Origin of the sequence: Geobacillus sp. PK12 (assembly GCF_004123125.1) — a bacterium.
Lineage (GTDB): Bacteria > Bacillota > Bacilli > Bacillales > Anoxybacillaceae > Geobacillus > Geobacillus zalihae.
The window spans coordinates 316856-335247 of sequence record NZ_SDKL01000002.1 but is presented as its reverse complement, the minus strand read 5'-3'; the positions used below and the strand labels follow the sequence as shown (position 1 = coordinate 335247).

The window sequence follows — 18392 nt, the reverse complement described above, 5'->3', positions numbered from 1 at the left end:
AGGTGAAAACTCATGACGATCCGCATCGCCTGCCTCCAGCTTGATATTGCGTTTGGCGACCCGAACGAAAACGAACGGCGCGCGGAAAGCGCCATTGAATCGGCCGTCAAGGACGGCGCGAATATCATCGTGCTGCCGGAATTATGGACGACCGGCTACGATTTGACGCGCCTAGATGAGATTGCCGACGAAGGCGCCGAACGGGCCAAAGCGTTCGCCTCCCGCCTAGCGCAAGCACACAGCATCCATCTCGTCGCCGGCTCGGTCGCTAAAAAAACAACAACCGGCGTGACGAACACGATGATCGTGGCCGACCGGAACGGTCAAATCGTCAGCGAATATAGCAAACTCCATCTGTTCCAATTGATGGATGAACATTTGTATTTGCAGCCGGGAAGCAGCTTAGGCTTGTTTTCGCTCGACGGGCTTTCATGCGCCGGGGTCATTTGCTATGACATCCGCTTTCCGGAGTGGATTCGCGCCCATGCTTTGGCTGGGGCGGAAGTGCTGTTTGTCGTCGCCGAATGGCCGCTTCCCCGCCTGCACCATTGGCGGACGCTCTTGATGGCGCGGGCGATTGAAAACCAATGCTACGTCGTCGCCTGCAACCGGGCTGGCCGCGACCCGAACAACGTCTTTGCCGGCCATTCGCTCGTCATCGACCCATGGGGCGAAGTGATCGCCGAGGCGGACGAGAAGCCGGGCATTCTCTCGGCCGACATCGATCCCGCGCTCGTTGCGGACGTCCGCGCGCGCATCCCGGTGTTTGCCGACCGCCGGCCGCACGACTATGAAACGGCAAAAAATTTTTTCAAAACGTATTGACAATCGATTGGCCGACCATGTATCATTCGAATCAAGCAACCAAACAATTGAGAACATCGTGAAAATTCCCGAAACTGAATACAAGAAATCGGTACTCTTATCAAGAGTTGGCTGAGGGAATTGGCCCAATGAAGCCCAGCAACCGACCGTAATACTATCGTGAGATAGGGCGCACGCCAAGGGCGGCGCCGGAAGCGTCATGCTTCCGCAGGGCACGGTGCTAAGTCCAACAGAAAGACCGATGTCTTTCTGAAAGATAAGAGGCGCGAAGAACGAATGAATCTTCAAGCCTCTTTCCGTATGCGAAAGAGGCTTTTTCATTTGCCGGAAACGCCGAGTTTTAGCGCGCGTCAGAACCGGCATTTGAAAACGAGCGAAATGAAAAAAGGGGGAACAAGGCAATGACCACTGTTCAAACATCGGTTTACGAACCGCTGACCGAACCGAAGGCGGTATCTCTCGCTGTCCGCCTCGGCTTATTCCGCGACGGGGCGCCTCTTTTGTGCCGCGAGATCGGCGACGGCAACTTGAACTTAGTGTTTCATATCGTCGACCAAGAAACAAAGCAAGGCGTCATCATCAAACAAGCGTTGCCGTACGCCAAAGTGGTCGGCGAAAGCTGGCCGCTTACGTTAAAGCGCGCCGTCATCGAAAGCAACGCGCTGCGCACGTTTGCGAGCTATGTGCCGCAATACGTGCCGAAAGTCTACTATTCTGACGAATCGCTCGCCATTACGGTGATGGAAGACTTATCCCGTTTGCAAATCGCCCGCAAAGGGCTGATCGAAGGGAAAACGTATCCGCTTTTGTCCCAGCATATCGGCGAGTTTGTCGCCAAAACGGCATTTTATACGTCTGACTTCGGCATGAACCAGCAAGAGAAAAAGAAATTGGCGCAAAGCTTCGTCAATCCGGAACTGTGCAAAATTACCGAAGACCTCGTCTTCACCGACCCGTTTTTTGACCACGAAACGAACAACTTTGAAGACGAATTGCGCCCAGACGTTGAAGCGCTTTGGCGCGATGACCGACTCCACCTAGAAGCAGCAAAGCTGAAGCGCAAGTTTTTAACCGAAGCCGATGTGCTCTTGCATGGCGATTTGCATACCGGCAGCATTTTCGTAAGCGCCGACGAAACGAAAGTGATCGACCCAGAATTCGCCTTTTACGGTCCGATCGGGTTTGACCTTGGCCAATTTTTCGCCAATTTGCTGTTAAATGCGTTGTCCCGCTCTGAATTAGAGCGCCAACCGCTCTTTGACCACATCGACCGGACATGGGACGTCTTTGCGTCCGTGTTCTCAAACCTTTGGCGCACCGAGAGCGTGGAAACGTACGCCGCGACGCCGGGCTTGCTCGAGGACGTGCTCCGGCACGCGTTCATCGATGCTGTCGGCTTTGCCGGCTGCGAAGTCATCCGCCGGACGATCGGCCTCGCCCATGTGGCGGACCTTGACGGCATCGAGCACAAAGATGAACGGCTTGTTGCCAAACGGCATGCGCTCCGCCTCGGCCGCCGCTTGATCATTGAGCGGGCTGAGCTGACAGGAACGGATGGCTTCCGCCGGCTGCTCGCCGAAACCAAGCAGTAATGCCATTCGATCCGGCCCGCCGGCGACGGGCCGGACAAACGAACAACGCCAAAAGAAAGGAAGACAGCAATGAGCACATTTGCCATCCCGCGCTCAGTCGAATGGCGCGAGACGCATGTGACGATTTTAAACCAACAAAAACTTCCAACAGTCACGGAATATATCGACTTGCACACCATTGAAGACGTATATGACGCGATCGCCACGCTGAAAGTGCGCGGCGCGCCGGCGATCGGCATCACTGCCGCCTATGGCTTGGCGCTCGCCGCTTCGAGCTATGACACCGAGTCGGTCGATGAATTCCGCCGTCGCTTGAAACGAGATCGTGACTACCTAGCCAGTGCCCGGCCGACTGCCGTCAACTTGTTTTGGGCGCTCGATCGGCTCGTCACCGCTGCGGCCGACGCCCTTTCCGTCAACGAGGCCAAAACGACGCTCGTCCACGAAGCGATTCGCATTCAAGTGGAAGATGAGGATGTGTGCCGCCGCATCGGCGAATACGCGTTGTCGCTCTTTCGTCCGGGCGATCGGGTGATGACGATCTGCAACGCCGGCTCGATCGCCACCGCCCGCTACGGAACGGCGCTCGCCCCGTTTTATTTGGCGAAAGAAAAAGGAATTGAACTATCCGTTTACGCTCTCGAGACGCGGCCGGTGTTGCAAGGGGCGCGCCTGACCGCTTGGGAACTGATACAAGCGGGCGTTGATGTGACGCTCATCACCGACAACATGGCAGCGCAAGCGATCAAGGCGAAAGGCATTGGCGCCATCATCGTCGGCGCCGACCGGATCGCGCAAAACGGCGATACGGCGAACAAAATCGGCACGTTCGGCCTGGCCTTGCTCGCGAAGTCGTTTGACATTCCGTTTTACGTCGCTGCGCCGTTGTCCACGATCGATTTGACGACGAAAACAGGTGCGGACATCCCGATCGAAGAGCGCCATCCGGATGAAGTGACCCACATCGCCGGCGTACGCATCGCCCCGGAAGGCGTCAACGTATACAATCCGGCGTTTGACGTAACGCCAAACGAACTCATTACCGCGATCATTACCGAAAAAGGCATCATTCGCGGCAATTACAACGCAACGCTGCCATCATTATTCACAAAGGAGGAGCAACATGAAACGATTTAAGGCCTTATCTTCCCTTTTTCTTCTTTTCTTTGCCGTGTTCTCCATCTTGACTGGCTGCACACACGAGCAAGATGCCGTGAGCTCCAAGCCAGCCAACGGAGCCAAGACCACGAACAACAAAACGGAAACGACATCCAGCCACTCGACGGCAACAAGCGACGAGCAAGCGGCCATTCCTGAAAAGTTGAAAAAGCCGGTGAAAATCGCCGCCATTATGCAACTGTCCATCGGCACGTTCTCATCGCAATACATCGCCGGCGTCAAAGAACAAGTGCAAAAATTCGGCGGCGAGGTGCAAATTTACAACGCCGACAACGATTTAACCAAAATGGCATCGTACGTTGAGACGGCCATTACGCAAAATGTTGACGCCATTTTGCTTGACCACGGCCGCGCCGATGCGCTCGAAGGCCCGGTGAAAAAAGCCGTCGCCAAAGGCATTCCAGTTGTGGCATTTGACAACGATTTGAACATTCCCGGCGTCACCGTCATCGACCAAGACGACTACAGCCTCGCCTGGAAAACATTAAAAACGCTCGCAGAAGACTTAAACGGGGAAGGCAACATCGTCACGATTTGGGTCGGCGGCTTTACCCCGATGGAACGCCGCCATATCATTTATGACGCGTTCAAAAAACGCTATCCGAACATTAAAGAAATTGCCAAGTTTGGCACGGCGAGCGCCAACACAGCTTTGGACACACAAACGCAAATGGAAGCGATTTTGAAAAAATACCCGAACAAAGGCGACATTGACGCTGTCTTCGCAACTTGGGACGAGTTCGCCAAAGGGGCGACGCGCGCCATCGAGCAAGCTGGGCGCACGGAAATTAAAGTGTACGGCATCGATTTGAGCGATGAAGACTTGCAAATGATCCAAAAACCAAACAGCCCATGGGTGGCGACAACGGCGACCGACCCAGCCGAAGTCGGCCGCGTCCAAGTGCGGTTCGCGTATCAAAAAATCGCCGGAGAAAAAACGCCGAACATTTACTCGCTTGAGCCGCATTTAGTGAAACGGTCCGATCTTCCGGACAAACAAGTGTCGATGAATGAGCTTTCGCAATACATCCCGGGCTGGGGGCAATCCAATGTCGCCATCTCGCCGTGGATGAAAACGTTGGAAGCCCAGGTGAACAAAAAATGAACGGGTTGTCAATGCGGGGCATGGAAAAATCGTTTGGCGCCGTGCGCGTGCTTGACGGCGTGGACTTCGACGTTCGTCCTGGCGAAGTCCACGCCCTTTTGGGCATGAACGGCGCCGGCAAAAGCACGCTCATGAACATTTTGGCCGGCGCCATTCCTCCCGACGCCGGCACGATCACGATCGATGGCGTCAACTGCACCTTTTCGTCGCCGCTTGACGCGAAACGAGCCGGCATCGGCTTCGTCGTCCAAGAGGTCGACACGGCGCTTTTCCCAGGATTGCCCGTTTACGAAAACTTGGCGGCTGATGAGCTCGCTGATGTGAAGAAACAGCCGATCCGCTCGCTGCGCCGGGAAAAAGAACGGGCCGCTGCTCTGCTTCGCCGCGTCGGCCTTGCCATTTCGCCGGCAAAGCTCGTGCGCGACTGCTCGCTCCATGAAAAACAGCTGATCGTGCTCGCCAAAGTGTTGTCATCGAATGCGCGCTACATCATTTTGGACGAACCGACCGCCGCCTTGAGCGAAGCCGAAACGAAGCGGCTGTTTGCCATCATCACGGAACTGAAACAGCAAGGCGTCGGCTTTATTTACATCTCTCATAAACTGAAAGAAGTGCAGGAAATCGCCGACCGGCTGACGATTTTGCGCGACGGCCGCGTCGTCTACCATGGTTCCGCCCTCGGTTTGCCGCTTGAAGACATCGTCCTTCATATGACCGGAACAAGGCGAGCCGCCGCCATGAAACAAACGCGCGCGCATGGAAGCGACATCGCCTTTGCCGTCCGTGGGATCACGATCGAAAAAACCGGCACGACGGTCGATCTTTACGCCCATCGCGGCGAAATCGTCGGCATCGCCGGCTTGGTTGGCGCCGGCAAAACGGAGCTCGCTGAAAGCCTCATCGCCCACCGGAAGACGTCTGGCGAATGGCAACTTGACGGCCGGCGCTATACATTTTCATCGCCGCATGAAGCGATTGCCGCCGGCCTTTGTCTTATTCCGGAAGAACGGCGCAAACAAGGGCTGTTCTTGCCCGAGTCAGTGAAAACGAACTTGACCGTCCGCCTTCTTTCCCGCCTGTCGCGCTGGCAATGGATCAGCCGGGCGAAAGAAGCGGCTGAAGCCGACGGGCTCGTCCGCTCGCTAGGTGTTCATCCGCCGTCAAGCACCACCGTCGTTCGCCACTTGAGCGGCGGCAACCAGCAGAAAGTCGTCATCGGCAAATGGCTGAACACAAACGCGCGTGTTTTTCTATTCGACGAGCCCACGAAAGGAATCGATGTCCACGCCAAACAAGAGGTGTTTTCCATCATCCGTGCTCTCGCCGATGAAGGAAAAACAGTACTATATTTTTCGAGTGAATTTCACGAGCTTCTTGAGGTGTGCGACACCATCTACATCATGGCTGACGGCCGGCTACTCACCCGCCTGCCGGCCGCTGAACTGACGTATGAACAGCTTGTTTACTATTGCAGCGGAGGTGAGATCCATGAGCCAGCCAGCCGTTTCCGCGCCGCCGTCGAAAAAAGCGGCGCCGTTCATTCTTGAATTTTTGTATAAACATGGCACACTGCTTGCCATTTTGGCTGTAATCGCCTATTTTGGCCTGACACAAGACCGGTTTTTCACCTATGAAAACTTCAGCGACATTTTGCGTTCCATTTCCATCGTCACCTTGGTGGCCATTGGCATTACATTTTCGCTCATCGTCGACGGCTTCGATTTGTCGGTCGGTTCGACAGTGAGCTTGGCGACGATTGCCAGTGCGGCGGCGCTTGTCTTGCATCGCCAAGAAATTTTCGTCACCTTGCTCGTGCCGCTGTTGCTCGGCGTCGCCGTCGGGCTGCTTAATTCGTTGTTGATCGTCAAATTCAAACTGCCCGATTTGCTCGCAACATTGGCGACGATGTACGCCATTAACGGCGTGCAGCTCACCTATACGAAAGGGTTTTCGATCTACAACGACATGCCGCTGCCTGATGGCGGCACGGCGCCGGGCAAATTCATTCCTTCCTTTTTATTTATCGGCCAGGGAGAGCTGTTCGGCGTACCGTTTTCTGTCTTGCTTATGCTGTTTGTCGTCATGGCCGCTCATCTGTTTTTAACGTACACGAAACCCGGCCGCCTCTTTTATTTGACCGGGGAAAACCGCGAGGCGGCAAGGCTCTCAGGCATCCCAGTCAACCGCTATCGGACATATGCATACGTCATCAGCGGGTTTTTTGCGGCCTTAGGCGGCATCGTCCTTGCCTCGCGCATCGGCACCGGGCAAGTGTCGGCCGGCGCCTCTCTTTTAATGGACAGCGTCGCCGCCGCCTACATCGGCTTTTCCGTCTTTGGCGCCGGCAAGCCGAACGTCATCGGCACATTGTTCGGCTCGATTTTAATGGGCGTGTTGCTGAACGGCTTGACGATGATGAACGTCCCGTATTACGCCCAAGACATTATAAAAGGCGCCATTTTAGTCGGCGCCCTCGCCTTGTCGCATTGGCAAAAAAAATAACGCCCGATCTCTGCCCCCGTGGATGGCAATCCTCGGGGGCAGACGCGTTTTTCATATAGATGCAACGAAGAAGTTTACCATATCCTTGACGGAAAAGCGGTTTGTCCATTTTCGACTGTCGAAGGCAAGCAACAGGCTTGCCCCGTCACGCCTTGGCGTGACGGAAGACCGAACAACCACCTGCTTCACAGACCCATATATGGGTCTTTAAGCGGCGTTGTTCGGTCGCCCGACAGTCGATCAAATACTTGATAAAAGCTATAAATGGTAAAGCTTCAAATTGCATCTATATAGACAAGCCATCAGCTTCTTTTTCCGCCTGCTCCATTGCAGCATCCGCATACAACGCCTTCCAAACTCTTTGCCTGTTCCACGAACGCAAGAGCGTCATCTACGTAAGCGGCGCTCAAGCTCCAACAGCTTCGCCTTCACATCGGTGCGGCTTCCGGCATAGCCAATGAGAGCGCCGTTTTTGCCGACAACACGGTGGCACGGAACGAGAATCGACAGTTCATTCGCCCGGTTTGCCTGGCCGACGGCGCGCACCGCTTTCGGGCGGCCGATTTGCGCGGCGATGTCAGCGTATGTCGCCGTCTCGCCGTATGGGATGCGGCAAAGCGCCGCCCACACCTCTTCTTGGAAGGCTGTTCCCTTCCACTTCAGCGGCAAGTCAAATGCTTGGCGTCGACCGTGGAAATACTCATCCAGCTGCCTAAGCGCGCGTTCAAGAAGCGGCGACTGGCTTTTGACAGCCGGATGTTCGCCGGCGAACGCGCGCCATTCTTCTGGAAACAGCTCGACTTTGACAATCGCGTCGCCGTCGGAGGCGATGTAAATGTCGCCGAGCAGCTCTGAGCGGTATACTGCATATTCAATCGTCATCGTCGTCCTCTCTTTCCATTCGTTCGATCGGCAGCGTGATATGGAACGTCGTGCCGACGCCGACTTCGCTTTCCACTTCAATTTTCCCTTGGTGCTCTTCTATGATTTTATAGCTGACCATCAAGCCGAGGCCGGTGCCGCGTTCTTTCGTCGTATAAAACGGCTCGCCAAGCTTTTTGATTTTATCTTTTGGAATGCCGCATCCTTGGTCGGTGATGGAGATGCGCACATAGCACCCGGCGCGGGTGATGCGCACCGTAATGTCCCCGCCTTTTGGCATCACTTCGATGGCGTTTTTCAAAATATTGATGAACACTTGCTTCAACTGATTCGGCTCGCAATACACCGGCGGCAGCCCGCGCTCGAAGTCGGCGATGATTTGCACGTTGTGCATCATCGCTTGGGCGCTGATCAAATCGATCGTGTCTTGCATAATTTTGCAGATATCATTTTGTTTGTACTGCACCGCCTGGGGCTTCGCCAGGACAAGAAACTCGGTGATGATCGACTCAATCCGTTTCAATTCCGACATAATGACATTAAAATACATCGAATAGTCGCCGTCAATGCTTCCTTGCAACAGCTGAATGAAACCCTTTAGCGCCGTCATCGGATTGCGGATTTCATGGGCGATGCCGGCGGCCAATTCCCCGACGACGTTGAGCGTATCCGACTTGCGCAGCTGCAGCTCCATCTCCTTGCGCTCGGTCACATCGCGCAGCATCATCATCCCGACGCCGGGAATCACTTCCTTTTTCAGTGAAAACTCAATAATTCTCCCTTTTCCCTCGTCGAAAAATTCGACCTCGCCGCTCGCTTCGCCGGTGCGTTGGCATTGTTGAAGCAGCTTATTGAGCTGGCGGCGCGCCCGCTCCGGAACGAGCTCGACCACCATTCGGCCAAGCAGCGCCTCCTTTTCGACGGAAAAAATGCCGCAGACAACCGGATTGGCGTCGATGATCCGATGCTTGGCATCCCAAAGCAAAATACCATCCATCGCATGATCGAAAATGCTCCGGAACTTTTGCTCGCTTTCGCGCAGCTCGCGCTCGATTTTCCGCCGCTCGCTCACATTGCGGAAAATCGTCAAGTGGTACCCGTCGATCGCTCCTTTTTTCATGGTGAACTCGAGCTGCTTATCCTCACCGTTCGGCATATGAAACGTCAGCTCGTCACGGATTTCCCCTTTGCGCCGGAACTCGCTGAAAATGCGTTTCACCTTTTCGTCCCCATAGTCGACAAAATCAAACAAATTGCGGCGCACAAGCAAATTCAAGGGCAGCTCAAACGTCCGGCTCGCCGCCGGATTGGCGTTCAATATGTAGCCAAAATCGTCCCAAATGAGGATCGCCTCATGCGCTTGTTCGAAAATAGCCCGGAACCGTTCTTCGCTTTTTTGCAACTTGATTTCCATATTTTTTCTTTCTGTCACATCGCGCATAATGGCCATGTAAAACCCGCTATAGACGTTGGAAGTCGCCGTCAGCTCAAACATTTTCACCGTTCCGTCCGGGCGGACAAGCGACAACTCGCCTTTGGCCGTTCCCTTTTCTTTCACTTCCGCGAGCAGCCGAGCGAACTCATTGGCGCATTCGCGGGCGACGAACTGCTGAAACGACAAATTGAGCAGTTTTCCTTTTTCCAAGTTCAAGCTCATCGAAAACGCCGGATTGACATCGATAAACCGCCCAAATTCATCGAAAATGACGATGCCGTCAACGGCGCGGTTGAATACGTCGCGAAACAAAAACTCATGAATGATGCGTTCGCGCTCAAGCGCCTTATGGGCTGAGATGTCGCGCATCATGACAAGGTCAAATTCGTCGAACACATCCTTTTTCATCGAAAATTCCACATGCTTCACTTTGCCGTCCGGCAGTTTGATGAGCAGTTCATCGCTGAACGAACCGAACTTTTGCAACATCGAGCGCTGAAACAGCAAAATATCGGGCGGCACAAGTTCGAGGAACGAAGAAAACGAATGGCCGATCAACGAAAACTTATCCATCTCAAACAGCTTGCACGCCGCTTCGTTCACATCGACAAATTCACCGTTTTTATTTAAAATCACGATCGCATCGAGCGACCGCTCAAAAATGATCGAATAACTGTTCAACCGCTCTTTTAACCGCCGATTTTCCTCTTCAAGCGACCGCACATCCGTCGATGCATTTTGTTCTTCCCGAGGAGAAAGGCTTTGGGCCATATCCATCTCTCCTTGTCTATTCAAACCATTCAACGAAATATATATTCGATGTGGAAAAATTTACTCCTCCCTTGATTTACGAAGATTTTTTAAAATTCTTTTCCACAATGTTCGACAAGTTTTTCTGCTTTTTCATTTGGCTAAACTGCATGATAGTCAACTCTCCCCCCTCGCTTAAAGCCAAATGAAAGCTTCCAATTGCATCTATAAATTATAGACAAAGGAGTTTTGCTGCTATATTATAGACAAAGGGGTTTTGTTGCGATGAACATCGTCTGTGCGACATTGAATGCCAAATACATTCATATGAATTTAGCCATCCGCTATTTAAAAGCATACGCTCAGCCCGAATTTGACGTCAAGCTTGTTGAGTATACGATCAAAGACCCGGTGCTGAACATTGTGACTGATTTGTACCAACGCCGTCCGGATGTCATCGGCTTCAGCTGCTACATTTGGAACATTGAAGAAACGATCAAAGTCGTCAAGCTGTTGAAAAAAGCAGCGCCGAATATTGTCATCGTCGCCGGCGGACCGGAAGTGTCGTACGATGTGCGTGAATGGATGGAGCGGGTGCCGGAATTGGATTTTATCGTCATCGGTGAAGGGGAAGAAACGTTTAAACAGCTGCTCTTTGCCTTAGAAGGCCGCAAAGAAGTGGCAGATGTCGCAGGGCTGGCGTTTCGCGATGGAAAGCGCATCGTCGTCAATCCGCAGCGAAACAAAATCCGCCTTGCTGATATGCCGTCGCCGTTTCGCTTTCCGGAAGACATCCCACATCTTCCGAACCGGATCATCTATGTGGAGACAAGCCGCGGCTGCCCGTTCAGTTGCCAATTTTGCCTGTCCTCGATTGAAGTAGGTGTCCGCTATTTTGACCGTGAAAAAATCAAGGATGATTTACGCTATTTAATGAAGCACGGAGCGCGGACGATCAAGTTCGTCGACCGGACGTTCAACATCAGCCGCAGCTATGCAATGGACATGTTTCGCTTTTTAATTGACGAACATGTACCGGGCACGGTATTTCAGTTTGAAATTACCGCCGACATTATGCGCCCGGAGGTCATCGAGTTTTTAAACAAGGAGGCGCCGCCCGGGCTGTTCCGCTTTGAAATCGGCGTCCAGTCGACAAACGACGAAGTGAACCGTCTCATTATGCGCAAGCAAAACTTCGCAAAACTTTCGCGAACGGTGACGATGATTAAAGAAGGCGGGAAAATCGCCCAGCATTTGGATTTGATCGCCGGTCTGCCCGAAGAAGACTACAACTCGTTCCGAAAGACGTTTAACGACGTGTTCGCCCTTCGCCCGGAAGAACTGCAGCTTGGCTTTTTGAAACTGCTGCGCGGCACTGGGTTGCGCCTGCGCGCCGAGGAGTACGGCTATGTGTATATGGACCATGCGCCATACGAAGTGCTCGCCAACAACGTCTTGTCGTTTGATGACGTCATCCGCATCAAGCAAGTGGAAGACGTGCTCGAAAAGTATTGGAACGCCCATCGAATGGACGAAACGATCGAGTACTTGGTGACCGATGTGTTCCCATCGCCGTTTGACTTTTTCCAGCAGTTTGGCACGTATTGGGATGAGCGCGGCTGGGCGCGCATTGGCCATCAGCTTGAGGATTTATTCCGCCGCCTGCATGAGTTTTTACGTACGTGTGCGCCAGATGCCCTGCCTGTCGCCGAATCGCTCATGAAATACGACTACTTGCGCAACCAAAAATACAAACCGCGCAAGCCGTGGTGGGAAGAAAAAACGGAGAAAACGACGCGCACGACCGTCTACCGCGCGCTGCTTGAGCGCCCCGAGGTGCTTGGGGAGGACTTTGCCGCCCTCGGGCTCGGGGAAAAGGAATTGTTTAAACATACGGTCGTTGAAATCGTGCCGGTCGATGTCGGCCGCTATATCGCCGCGAAGCAGCTCTCGTTTGCGCCAACGGCCATCGTCGCCTATTTCGACCCGTCGGGCACAGGAGCTACGGTCTTTTCTGCACCGCTTTCCACCCTGTTTGCGTCATCCGCATCGGCTTGAACGCCCAAGCGAAAAAAGAGCGCTGTTTCCAGCGCTCTTCTTTGTCCACCCACCAATCCAATCCCATCAAAACGGCGGCCTCACCGCGGCGGCTCTTTTTGTTTTGTCTCCTTCTCCTTTGCTTGCTTTTGCTCCTCGATCAGCCAAAACGGCTGATCACGAGCGAAATCGCCCCATTCAAACGCCATTTCTTCATTCGTTCGAGCGGGCCGCTCCTTATGCTCTTTACCCATCGCCGCCTCCTTGTCGCCCTTTTTTCGAATTGCGGTTCGCGCCGCGGATCATGTCCTCCTCGCCGGCATATTGTGCCGCAAATTCGGTATCCGGCAAACTTTCCGTTGGCGTTTTATTGTTGTTTTTCGCTGCGTCAAATTTCACTTTTCGCTTCATCATCGTTTCGTCTCCTCCTCATCAACCGTTTTCCGCTCATAAGCGACAAGCACAATTTCTTCTCCTGTTTCTTCACGCAGCCGCTGTTCGAGTTGCTGGAGCTGGCGAAGCGTCCCGTCATGAAGACGAGCGACTGGAAATGCGACGTTGGCCACACCCATCCTCCTTTCGCATTTTTTCTTATCATGCCTCGTTCAGGTGCGTTTTATCATAGTTCCGAAAGAAGACTCCCACTTCAAGCAAAGCGAAGCGGGAGTAGTTTACGCGTCTCCATAGCCGGTACATCCCCCGTCTGTCATCATCTGATCCAGAGGCTTTCGTTCGGCAAGAAAGAGGGAAATTGAAAACGCCCCACTGTCCCATATTTCCCTTCATGACAGCTTTTCTCTTTGAGCATGTTCTGGATGAATGAGCCAAACAGCCATGCTACCGGCGATCAGTGCTAGTGCGCTGAGCACCAAAAGAAGCCAACTTGCACCATTTTTCATCAGCCATGCGGCAAAACGATCGGAAACGCCCCGGCCGCCCCGAGCCCTTGCAACATGCGCCCGGCGATCATCCAGCCGTACGGGTCGCTCACCCGCCAAGCAGCCCATCCCGCCAGCCCCCCTCCCACCGCCGCCAGCAACAGGCTTGGAACGATGACCATTTTTCTCCCGATGCGGTCGCTTATATATCCGGCCAGCGGAATGAACAAAATCGCCACAACGGAATACATCGTGATCAGCAGGCTCGACTGCAGCGGCGTGATGTCGAGATGCCGTTCCATCGCCGGCAGCACCGGGATGAGCATCGAATTGCCCAGCGTCATGACAAGCGGAATCGAGGCAAGCGCAGCGACCGCCCACCCCCGACCAGCCTGCCTCCCTGCCGGTTTTGACAGCTGCACCGTCCATTCCATCGCTTCGGTCCCTTTCTTATGAAGTCGATATTTCCACTTATATGATGTGCGTTTTTTTCATGGATATGCCGCGCGAAAAAAAAGCTGCCACCAAAGGAGGACAACCCTCCGTTTGGCGAACAGCCCCTTCTTGTCATGACCGGAAAACCGTTGTACAAAACGTCCGTTATTTTCCGCCCGTGAACGAAATTCCTTTGATGAAGTAGCGGTTGAAAAAGACGTAAATGACCAACACCGGCAGCGTAAACACCATGGATGCCGCCATAATGTAGTTCCAATAGCTGATGTACTGTCCTTTGAAGCTATTGAGGCCAAGCGGCAACGTAAACAGCTGTCGATCGGACAAAATAATGAGTGGGCGCATGAAATCGTTCCACGAACCCATGAAGACGAAAATGGCCTGAGCCGCCAGAGCTGGACGAGCGAGCGGCAATGTCATGCCCAACAATTGCACTTTGTCAACTACCCCCACTTAGCTAACGCTTGAAGTGGGGGCTTGCNNTTTGGTCGTTGAAGTGGGAGTCTCCTGCGCGAAATAGGATGAAAAATTCCTCCTGTAATTCCCAACCATATCTCTTTGTTCGGTCGTCCATACTAATCATACCTCATCAAAAAACCATCAAGGAGGAATTTCATATGGCTCGTTCAAGCAACAAACTGCTTGTGCCAGGCATTGAACAAGCGTTGGAACAAATCAAATACGAAATCGCCCAAGAGTTTGGCGTACAGCTCGGGGCTGGCACGGTTTCGCGCGCCAACGGCTCCGTCGGCGGGGAAATTACAAAACGGCTCGTCGCCCAGGCGCAAAGCGAACTGGCCGGCCGGAGAACAGAATAAAGCCGAGCGCCATCACTCGGCTTTTTTTGTTTTGGAATTCATTGCTTCCGAAGGACGGCCGGGATGGGCCGGATGGCGCCGCTCTTTTTGGTCGTTGCCATCCGGCCGGCCGCCTGCCGCTTTTTTCTCTACATAATGACCGCCCGGCCGCGATGGTCTGGCGTTTCCATGTTTTTTCCCTTTCGGAGACATTTCCTTGTTTGACGGAGAGCTTTCCTTATTTAAACCGGAGTTTTTCCGCTCGTGCGGCATCTGTTTTTCTTTTTTCTGCTGTTTCGTCTTCTGTTCCCTATGCTTCTGTTTCACTTGCGCCGGCTGTTCCAGTTTTCTCCCTTTTGATGGTGATGCTTTCTTTTCACTCTTTCCGACTTGTCCGTTCCCTTTGTCCGGCTTGGTGGATGTAGACGAGGCCGGTTTCACCTTTTTCTCGATTTGCAATAATTTTCCGGTTGTCATCCCCCGTTTGACAGCTTGGTTGCGCACGGCCATCGTACTATTGGCCGTGGTAATGACAATCCGGTCATCCGCCACTGACCGCTGGATATCGGCGAGCGCGGCAGACAGCTTCCGCGCCGAAGAGGCGTCGCGCTCCCTCTCCACCGTCGTAATCAGCACTTCCCCGCCTTTCTTTAAATACCCCTTTTGTTCGCTTAGCGCAATGATTTGTTTCGCTACCGAAGAAAACGGTTGACGTTTCCAGGAAGGAAGCGCCGTCAGCACCTTCTTTCCTTCCTCATTGTAAGCCTTCAGTGTCAACACGCGCAGCTCCGCATCGACTCCCGCTTCCATGCTTGGGTTGATGTCGATCGACATGTAGGCGTACACCGCATTAGAAGGCCATTGAATCCAAGTCGCCAGAAGCACCGCGGCCGCCGTCAGAACGCTTATGAGCGCATATCGAAACGAACGGCGGCAAAACGGAAAAGGACGGCCAACCGCATTCGCTTTGACCTCTTCTCCAATCTCCCATTCTTTTTCTTTTTTCAATCGAAGAAATTCCCCTTCCGGCGTCAATACCGTGACGAACTCTTCATCCAACTCCAGCACAATTCCCTTTTTCACGATGAAAGCACCCCTTTTATATAGTCCTTTAGGTAAATGTAATCGCCTGCCAAAATAACCGCGATCGCAATAATGTATTTTCTATTTCTCTCAATCGTTTTGCGGCTGACGGATGCCATCGCTTCCAACTGCTTGATCGGCAGCTGTTTTTTTTGAAACAGCAAGTGGACCAAGTGTTCGTTCTCGACAAGCAGCTGGGCGACGCGAATGGCGTTTAGGCGGGCGTCTTTATGTTTTGGCGATTGTTCGACTAAATCGTGAAAATGAATGCCGAATTGTTTCAGCACTTGCTGGTAATGAAGAATTTCTTCCCGACGCTGTTCTTGTTCGATTTGCCTATAAAACTCCTCAACCGATAATTTCGCATCTACGTACGTTTGCGCCGCCTGCTCGCCGTTTTCTCCATCTTCGACATGCCATATGGCCTCTCGCATTCTCACCTCTTTTCGAATGTAATCGATGAGGCGCCGCTTAATGAGCAGCTCCGCAAACGACAGAAAGGAACCTCCTTTGTGCAACGCATATTTTTCAATCGCTTCGTTAAAAGCGATCAGTCCAATGCTCGCCTCATCATCTTCCTCATGAATGAACCTCTTGCATACACTTGAGACTGTTTTAACGATAAACGGCTTATATTGCCGGATGAGCTCATTGCGCAACGCTTCATTTCCCCGCTGAATTTCCACAACCGTCCGTTCAAGCGTTCTCTCTCTTCTTTTCAATAATGTCCCAAACACCCTTTTCACCCCGCTTATACAAAGCCGGACTGACGCTCGTTCTTTATATTATTCGCACATCGCAACCCAAATATGGCCGTCGCTCAAAGGGGATTTTTTCAAGTCGCTCAAGTGAACACAAGTCCCCAAAAAGGCTCAACGCCGCCTGCGCCGAGCACACGCCCTCCATCAGCAAAAATCATGTATTTCTGTGCTTGACGGTTTCAAAACATCTCACGCTTTCTTCTGTAAGGGAAAATCAGTAAATCAACATTTTTCAGACATGGTGACGCGCGAAAAAGCCTCACTTGTCAAGTACACTTTGTGGAGATGAACACTTCTAAATGAAAAAAGAGTGAAACGCGGTGTTGCCGAAAAATTTGACATAATGGAAAAAGGGGCTGTTTCCCCATTTGGGTCAGCCCCTTTTTCATTGTTTGGCCGTTCATCCGGCCTTTTCTTCCGTCCGTGCCATTTCATTCAGCTCACTATGCTTGCGGCCGTAGATAAAGTAAATCACTAAACCGATCAGTAGCCACGAGACAAAACCGATCCATGTCGTCGCCGGAAGCTGAAGAACGAGGTAGCCGCAGAATAAGACAGCCAAAATCGGGATGACTGGGACAAACGGAACGCGGAATGCCCGCTTTAAGTCCGGCTGCGTTTTACGCAGCACCAACACGCCGATCGAGACGGTGATAAAGGCAAAGAGCGTGCCGATGTTCGTCAGTTCCGCCAATTTGTTGAGCGGAATGATGCCGGCAAATACCGCTACAGCCGCTCCCGTCAGCCACGTATTGACATACGGCACTTGGCGCGTCGGGCTGATGCGAGCAAACACTTTCGGCAGCAAACCGTCGCGGCTGATGGCGTAGAAGAGACGCGTCTGCCCATACATCATCACAAGGAGCACGGTCGTAATGCCGGCGATCGCCCCGAGCGAAATAAAGCCCGCCACCCAGTCTTGGTGGATATAGTTTAACGCAAACGCCACTGGGTTTTTCACGTTGAGCTGCTCGTACGGAACGATGCCTGTCAATACGAGCGAAACCGCAATATACAACAATGTGCACACAAGCAACGAGACGATAATGCCAATTGGCATATCGCGCTGCGGATTGCGCACTTCTTCCGCCGCCGTCGACACCGCATCAAAGCCGATGTAAGCGAAAAACACCGTCGCCGCGCCGGTCGCTACGCCAGAGAAGCCATACGGCATAAACGGCGTCCAGTTCTCCGGTTTGACGTACCAAACACCGACCGCCAAAAAGAGCAGCACGACCGCCACTTTAATGGCAACGATCACCGCGTTAAAACGCGCCGATTTTTTGGCGCCTAAGTTCAACAAAAACGTAATGAACAGAATAATTAAAATCGCTGGCAAATCGATGAACGTCCCTTTCCCCGGATCATACGCGCTCGTGAGCGCCTTCGGCAGCTCGATGCCAAAACCGGCAAGCAACCCTTGGAAATAACCGGACCAACCGACAGCGACCGCCGACGAAGCAATCCCATATTCCAAAATCAAATCCCAGCCTAAAATCCAAGCGAATAATTCACCGAATGTCGCATAGCTATATGTGTATGCGCTCCCTGACACCGGCACCGTCGAGGCGAACTCGGCGTAGCAAAGCGCCGCAAACACACACGCCAACCCAGACAAAACGAACGAAAGAACGAGAGCCGGACCAGCATGTTCCGCCGCCGCCACCCCGGTCAAGACGAAAATGCCTGTCCCGATAATGGCGCCGATGCCGAGCATCGTCAAGTCGAATGCACCTAACTCTTTTCGCAGCGAAGCTCCTTTCGTCCCCGACTCCTTAAGCAACGATTGAATCGGTTTTTTACGAAACAAATTCATAGATGTCTCTCCTTGTCGTTTTTTGTAGAAAATTGTTGAATTTTGTTGTCGAATACAGTTGACATTCTACATGATCCTTGTTTTTTTGTAAAGTGCGAAAATAAGAAAAACAGCAAAAAAATTTTCTCCGTTTTGTGCGGTAAAGCAAAAAATAGTTTTTAAAAATAACAAAAAACATCAATTTACAAATTTTTCAGATAAATGTATAATGAATGTGTGACAAATTTGTGTCAGAAAGGGGGGCACATCCACCGTTTGCGGCAGAACAGTTCATAGTCCTTTTTGAAAACGCTTTAA

At 52.6% G+C, this 18392-nt stretch carries 16 protein-coding genes, 2 pseudogenes and 1 riboswitch; of the genes and pseudogenes, 8 read left to right on the top strand and 10 right to left on the bottom strand.

Going from position 1 to position 18392, the window contains the following annotated elements; all coding sequences use genetic code 11:
- Positions 1 to 12: 12 nt before the first annotated feature.
- The 6 genes from ETR37_RS02155 (at position 13) to ETR37_RS02130 (ending at position 7203) form a co-directional block, all read left to right on the top strand.
- Entirely contained in the window at positions 13 to 825 is an 813-nt protein-coding gene (locus ETR37_RS02155; RefSeq protein ID WP_129446836.1) for a carbon-nitrogen family hydrolase, read from the top strand.
- A gap of 94 nt (positions 826 to 919) precedes the next feature.
- Positions 920 to 1088: riboswitch (SAM riboswitch) on the top strand.
- Positions 1089 to 1226: 138 nt separating this feature from the next.
- Positions 1227 to 2417: an S-methyl-5-thioribose kinase gene (gene mtnK / locus ETR37_RS02150; protein WP_060788073.1), complete on the top strand. Its 1191-nt coding sequence runs from the start codon at positions 1227 to 1229 to the stop codon at positions 2415 to 2417.
- 69 nt (positions 2418 to 2486) lie between these two features.
- Entirely contained in the window at positions 2487 to 3554 is a 1068-nt protein-coding gene (mtnA, locus tag ETR37_RS02145) for an S-methyl-5-thioribose-1-phosphate isomerase (RefSeq protein ID WP_020755941.1), read from the top strand.
- Complete coding sequence (locus tag ETR37_RS02140) at positions 3541 to 4701, top strand: sugar ABC transporter substrate-binding protein (RefSeq protein ID WP_081212720.1); 1161 nt, start codon at positions 3541 to 3543, stop codon at positions 4699 to 4701. Before mtnA ends, ETR37_RS02140 begins: the two co-directional genes overlap by 14 nt.
- Positions 4698 to 6248 carry a sugar ABC transporter ATP-binding protein gene (locus ETR37_RS02135; RefSeq protein ID WP_020755939.1) on the top strand — a complete coding sequence of 517 codons (1551 nt, stop codon included), beginning with the start codon at positions 4698 to 4700 and terminating at the stop codon, positions 6246 to 6248. Before ETR37_RS02140 ends, ETR37_RS02135 begins: the two co-directional genes overlap by 4 nt.
- Complete coding sequence (locus tag ETR37_RS02130; protein ID WP_081133134.1) at positions 6190 to 7203, top strand: ABC transporter permease; 1014 nt, start codon at positions 6190 to 6192, stop codon at positions 7201 to 7203. Before ETR37_RS02135 ends, ETR37_RS02130 begins: the two co-directional genes overlap by 59 nt.
- Positions 7204 to 7590: 387 nt before the next feature.
- Here the strand turns inward: ETR37_RS02130 and ETR37_RS02125 are convergent, their stop codons facing one another.
- On the bottom strand, positions 7591 to 8085 hold the full coding sequence (locus ETR37_RS02125; RefSeq protein WP_129446835.1) for a methylated-DNA--[protein]-cysteine S-methyltransferase: 495 nt from the start codon (positions 8083 to 8085) through the stop codon (positions 7591 to 7593).
- On the bottom strand, positions 8075 to 10291 hold the full coding sequence (locus ETR37_RS02120) for a PAS domain-containing sensor histidine kinase (RefSeq protein WP_081133135.1): 2217 nt from the start codon (positions 10289 to 10291) through the stop codon (positions 8075 to 8077). The genes ETR37_RS02125 and ETR37_RS02120 overlap by 11 nt, the downstream gene beginning before the upstream one ends.
- A gap of 264 nt (positions 10292 to 10555) precedes the next feature.
- Between ETR37_RS02120 and ETR37_RS02115 the strand changes: the two genes are divergently transcribed.
- The gene (locus ETR37_RS02115) at positions 10556 to 12328 is read left to right on the top strand and encodes a B12-binding domain-containing radical SAM protein (protein ID WP_129446834.1); all 1773 of its coding nucleotides are present in this window, start codon (positions 10556 to 10558) and stop codon (positions 12326 to 12328) included.
- A gap of 80 nt (positions 12329 to 12408) precedes the next feature.
- Here the strand turns inward: ETR37_RS02115 and ETR37_RS19045 are convergent, their stop codons facing one another.
- From ETR37_RS19045 to ETR37_RS02100, 5 genes and pseudogenes are all read right to left on the bottom strand, one after another.
- Positions 12409 to 12561 (bottom strand): hypothetical protein, encoded by a 153-nt coding sequence (locus ETR37_RS19045; protein ID WP_013145978.1) that lies wholly within the window; start codon positions 12559 to 12561, stop codon positions 12409 to 12411.
- Entirely contained in the window at positions 12554 to 12721 is a 168-nt protein-coding gene (locus ETR37_RS19040; RefSeq protein ID WP_011230441.1) for a hypothetical protein, read from the bottom strand. The genes ETR37_RS19045 and ETR37_RS19040 overlap by 8 nt, the downstream gene beginning before the upstream one ends.
- On the bottom strand, positions 12718 to 12873 hold the full coding sequence (locus ETR37_RS19035; protein WP_013523245.1) for a hypothetical protein: 156 nt from the start codon (positions 12871 to 12873) through the stop codon (positions 12718 to 12720). The genes ETR37_RS19040 and ETR37_RS19035 overlap by 4 nt, the downstream gene beginning before the upstream one ends.
- Before the next feature lie 341 nt (positions 12874 to 13214).
- Positions 13215 to 13619, bottom strand: a pseudogene (locus tag ETR37_RS02105) (MFS transporter); the annotation flags it as partial.
- 166 nt (positions 13620 to 13785) lie between these two features.
- Positions 13786 to 14058: pseudogene (locus tag ETR37_RS02100) on the bottom strand (carbohydrate ABC transporter permease); the annotation flags it as partial.
- A 197-nt stretch (positions 14059 to 14255) separates the two neighbouring features.
- Between ETR37_RS02100 and ETR37_RS02095 the strand changes: the two are divergent.
- Positions 14256 to 14456 carry an alpha/beta-type small acid-soluble spore protein gene (locus ETR37_RS02095; protein WP_015374238.1) on the top strand — a complete coding sequence of 67 codons (201 nt, stop codon included), beginning with the start codon at positions 14256 to 14258 and terminating at the stop codon, positions 14454 to 14456.
- A 12-nt stretch (positions 14457 to 14468) separates the two neighbouring features.
- Here ETR37_RS02095 and ETR37_RS02090 read toward each other — a convergent pair whose 3' ends face one another.
- The 3 genes from ETR37_RS02090 to bcaP all read right to left on the bottom strand — a co-directional run bounded on the left by ETR37_RS02090 (position 14469) and on the right by bcaP (position 18095).
- Positions 14469 to 15518: an anti-sigma factor domain-containing protein gene (locus ETR37_RS02090; protein WP_060788079.1), complete on the bottom strand. Its 1050-nt coding sequence runs from the start codon at positions 15516 to 15518 to the stop codon at positions 14469 to 14471.
- Positions 15515 to 16255, bottom strand: coding sequence for an RNA polymerase sigma factor SigI (gene sigI / locus ETR37_RS02085; protein WP_033006201.1), 741 nt, complete (start codon positions 16253 to 16255; stop codon positions 15515 to 15517). Before sigI ends, ETR37_RS02090 begins: the two co-directional genes overlap by 4 nt.
- A 424-nt stretch (positions 16256 to 16679) precedes the next feature.
- Complete coding sequence (gene bcaP, locus ETR37_RS02080) at positions 16680 to 18095, bottom strand: branched-chain amino acid transporter BcaP (RefSeq protein WP_060788996.1); 1416 nt, start codon at positions 18093 to 18095, stop codon at positions 16680 to 16682.
- Positions 18096 to 18392: the final 297 nt, after the last annotated feature.

Coding starts and splice junctions, on each gene's coding strand:
- ETR37_RS02155 (WP_129446836.1), top strand. CDS start 13: ATGACGATCCGCATCGCCTGCCTCCAGCTTGATATTGCGTTTGGCGAC.
- mtnK (WP_060788073.1), top strand. CDS start 1,227: ATGACCACTGTTCAAACATCGGTTTACGAACCGCTGACCGAACCGAAG.
- mtnA (WP_020755941.1), top strand. CDS start 2,487: ATGAGCACATTTGCCATCCCGCGCTCAGTCGAATGGCGCGAGACGCAT.
- ETR37_RS02140 (WP_081212720.1), top strand. CDS start 3,541: ATGAAACGATTTAAGGCCTTATCTTCCCTTTTTCTTCTTTTCTTTGCC.
- ETR37_RS02135 (WP_020755939.1), top strand. CDS start 4,698: ATGAACGGGTTGTCAATGCGGGGCATGGAAAAATCGTTTGGCGCCGTG.
- ETR37_RS02130 (WP_081133134.1), top strand. CDS start 6,190: ATGAGCCAGCCAGCCGTTTCCGCGCCGCCGTCGAAAAAAGCGGCGCCG.
- ETR37_RS02125 (WP_129446835.1), bottom strand. CDS start 8,085: ATGACGATTGAATATGCAGTATACCGCTCAGAGCTGCTCGGCGACATT.
- ETR37_RS02120 (WP_081133135.1), bottom strand. CDS start 10,291: ATGGCCCAAAGCCTTTCTCCTCGGGAAGAACAAAATGCATCGACGGAT.
- ETR37_RS02115 (WP_129446834.1), top strand. CDS start 10,556: ATGAACATCGTCTGTGCGACATTGAATGCCAAATACATTCATATGAAT.
- ETR37_RS19045 (WP_013145978.1), bottom strand. CDS start 12,561: ATGGGTAAAGAGCATAAGGAGCGGCCCGCTCGAACGAATGAAGAAATG.
- ETR37_RS19040 (WP_011230441.1), bottom strand. CDS start 12,721: ATGATGAAGCGAAAAGTGAAATTTGACGCAGCGAAAAACAACAATAAA.
- ETR37_RS02095 (WP_015374238.1), top strand. CDS start 14,256: ATGGCTCGTTCAAGCAACAAACTGCTTGTGCCAGGCATTGAACAAGCG.
- bcaP (WP_060788996.1), bottom strand. CDS start 18,095: ATGAATTTGTTTCGTAAAAAACCGATTCAATCGTTGCTTAAGGAGTCG.